The following is a 3,043-nucleotide window of genomic DNA, read 5'->3' on the forward strand; positions in this document are numbered from 1 at the left end:
TTATTGTTTGTCAGTCACGATAGAGCGTTTATTAAGGCTTTGGCCTCCAATATTATCGAGTTGGACAGGGGAAATATCACAGCTTTTAACGGAGGCTATAGCGACTACCTGAAAGAGAAACAGCGTTTGCTTGAGGAAGAAGAACGTCAAAATGCTTTGTTTGACAAGCGCTTGTCTGAAGAAGAAGTTTGGATTCGCCAGGGGATTAAAGCAAGGCGTACTCGAAACGAAGGGCGTGTCAGGGCCTTAAAGGCCATGCGAGATGAGCGTAAGCAAAGAGTCAATCAGCAAGGTAAGGCTGAAATAAAAATAGCCGAAGCGGAGAAGTCAGGAAAGCTGGTGGCAGAAGCCGAGCATGTGTCGCTTGCATTTGATTCGGGACGTAAGGTTATTGATGATTTTTCATTAACAGTGATGCGAGGCGACAGGATAGGCTTAATTGGAGCAAATGGTGCCGGTAAGACGACTTTATTGAAGGTATTGCTTGACCAGTTAAAGCCAACAAGTGGGTCTGTACGTTTGGGGAGTAAACTGGAAGTTGCTTATTTCGATCAGCTTCGAGGTGGACTGGATTTTACTAAAACAGTTTTTGATAATGTTGCCGATGGCCATGACTTTGTTGAAATGGATGGCAAGTCCCGTCACGTAATGAGTTATCTCAATGACTTTCTATTTACAGCAGAGCGTGCTCGCTCACCTATCACCGCCTTGTCCGGTGGTGAAACGAATCGCTTATTGTTAGCGCGTTTATTTGCCAAACCGGCAAACGTTATTGTAATGGATGAGCCAACCAACGACCTTGATGTTGATACCTTGGAATTGTTGGAAGAGCGTTTGGCTCAGTTTCAGGGAACACTGCTTATTACCAGTCATGACCGGGACTTTATAGATCAGGTCGTCACGAGCACCTTAGTATTCGAAGGTGAGGGGAAAATTGGCGAGTATGTTGGTGGGTATAATGACTGGGTCAGACAAACCGGTGGTCGTTTACCAACAGAGGGGCAGTATACAAACGATAAGGACAATGCCGCTAAACCGCTTGAAAAAGAACTTGTTCCAACAAGCAGTTCCACCGAGAAACAAAGTCCTGCTGTCTCGCAGAATAAACCAAAAAAATTGAGTTATAAATTAAAGCTCGAGTTGGAACAGTTGCCTGCGAAAATAGAGAAAATGGAGTCGAGGATTGAAGAGCTTCAGGCTCTTATTGTGTCGCCTGAGTTTTATCAAAAAGACCATGAAGAAATAGAATCTGTTACGGCTGAACTAGCGGCACTTGAAGATGAGTTGTCGCTTGCTATGGAACGTTGGATGGAGTTGGAAGATGCTTAAATCAGAGCGTAACGATAGAGGGCCAGTGTAATGGGTTTGTGGGTAGCGCTACTCATTACTTTGGCTGTATTTGGGTCGGTTTTATGGGTTATGCCTTCACCCAGAGAAAAGTCGCTGACGGCAATGCGCGCACGTGCTCTGGAATTGGGGCTGAAGGTAAGGTTGCTCGACGAAAAACTGGCGAAGTCACTTTTTTATTGGATAGATAATTATCGTCCTTATACCTTGTATGAGTGTTTGTTGCCTAGAGAGGCCAAGCCAAGTTCACACAAAGCGCGAGTGATCCGCCTGAGTGTTGATCACGATGCACATGAGCTTGACGCTAGGGATGAGCTCAAAGAGGCGTTGGAAAAGGAGGGGGTCTTTGAGGGCTTGCCTGAGACCTGTGAAGCCTTGGTGATTTCACAAGGTGGCTTAGCTATGTTGTGGCGAGAGCAGCAAAAGTCTCCAGAATCCCTGGAAGAGGTGGAAAGCGTTAAGCGCTGCCTGGAAAGCTGTAAGCAATATGCGAAATATTGGTTAGCCTAGAAAATTGAGACATAAAAAAACCGAGCTACATGGCCCGGTTTTTTTATGTCTCAGACTATTAAGTATTAATTACATCGTCTCAAGAGCTTGCTCAATGTCATTAATAATCTTTTTTGAGTAAAGGTTAACGATGAAGTTAACACGATTCTCGTTGTAATTTACGTAAGAGTTCTTAATGAAGTCCCATTTGGTATTCGCAGAATCTAATAGCTTGAACGAGGTCTGTTTACCTTCAGCCATAGCCATCAATTCTTGCAGCTGTTTACCGAACTCTTCAGCAAGAGAATCGATCGTTACTTCTTTATCGACATCGCCGCCTGCATATACCTGACTAACCGTAGAAGTTGTTCTTGCTGAATACTTGGTCATCATTAGGGCAAGGTTAGTTGCTGTATCACGGCTTAGCTGGGTTGTCTTACTTGGCTTTATACTCGCGCCTGCTTGAATAGCATCATAAAGGCCGCTTAATGCTGCATTGAGTGCAATGTTATTGGTCGCCATGTCGCCCGCTAAGCGAAGGTCAGGGTAGCCTGTCTTCTCAACTTCACGTACGTTCTGCTTGAGTACTTTTTGGTAGGCTTTCCATGCAGCGGCGACTGCTTCAAACTGTTCCGAGGTCTCACCCGAATCTGTTTCACCTTGAATTGCGTTAAAAAGCTCGGCCATTGTTGTGAGCGAGGCATTGATATCTTCCAGGTCTTTTTGAGCACCTTGGTTTGCACTGAAGTTATAAAAGCCATTAATAGAATAATAAGAGTTGATCTGGCTTTGGTAGATGTTTTCCAGGACTGATTTTGACGAATTCTCGGCCGCATGGCTTTGTGTTGATGTGAACAACAATACGAAAATAAATGGAATAACAGCGCTTAGGCGGTTAAAAGTGATGTTCTTGAAATACATTAATTGCGACTCCATGTTTTTATTTCTAACGAGATATTTAGTTCAGTGTAGTATTTAATGCTTAACATACAAGCGTTTGGCGAATGAAGTTCATAGTGATTGTAATTATTTTGTTTTGCGCATGATTTTGTCTGCTTTCGGTAATTCTATCGACGCTCTGAAGACTCAAGAATATATGTTAGTCAGCTTTGTATTGAATTTGTTCTTTGGTGGAATAATAAATTCGTTAAAAAGGCATAATTTTAAAAAAACCTATAAAACAAATGGATAGGTGATTGTTCTGTTG

At 43.1% G+C, this 3,043-nt stretch carries 3 protein-coding genes; 2 read left to right on the forward strand and 1 reads right to left on the reverse strand.

Annotation, left to right across the window (positions count from 1 at the left end):
• A partial coding sequence (locus A3766_RS18000) for an ATP-binding cassette domain-containing protein (RefSeq protein WP_068642638.1) occupies nucleotides 1-1,329 on the forward strand: 1,329 nt, incomplete at its 5' end.
• A gap of 30 nt (nucleotides 1,330-1,359) precedes the next feature.
• Nucleotides 1,360-1,857, forward strand: coding sequence for a hypothetical protein (locus A3766_RS18005; protein WP_068509734.1), 498 nt, complete (start codon nucleotides 1,360-1,362; stop codon nucleotides 1,855-1,857).
• Between the two features lie 69 nt (nucleotides 1,858-1,926).
• Here the strand turns inward: A3766_RS18005 and A3766_RS18010 are convergent, their stop codons facing one another.
• The gene (locus A3766_RS18010; RefSeq protein ID WP_068642640.1) at nucleotides 1,927-2,757 is read right to left on the reverse strand and encodes a hypothetical protein; all 831 of its coding nucleotides are present in this window, start codon (nucleotides 2,755-2,757) and stop codon (nucleotides 1,927-1,929) included.
• Nucleotides 2,758-3,043 lie beyond the last annotated feature (286 nt).

The sequence above is a fragment of the Oleiphilus sp. HI0132 genome, assembly GCF_001635845.1.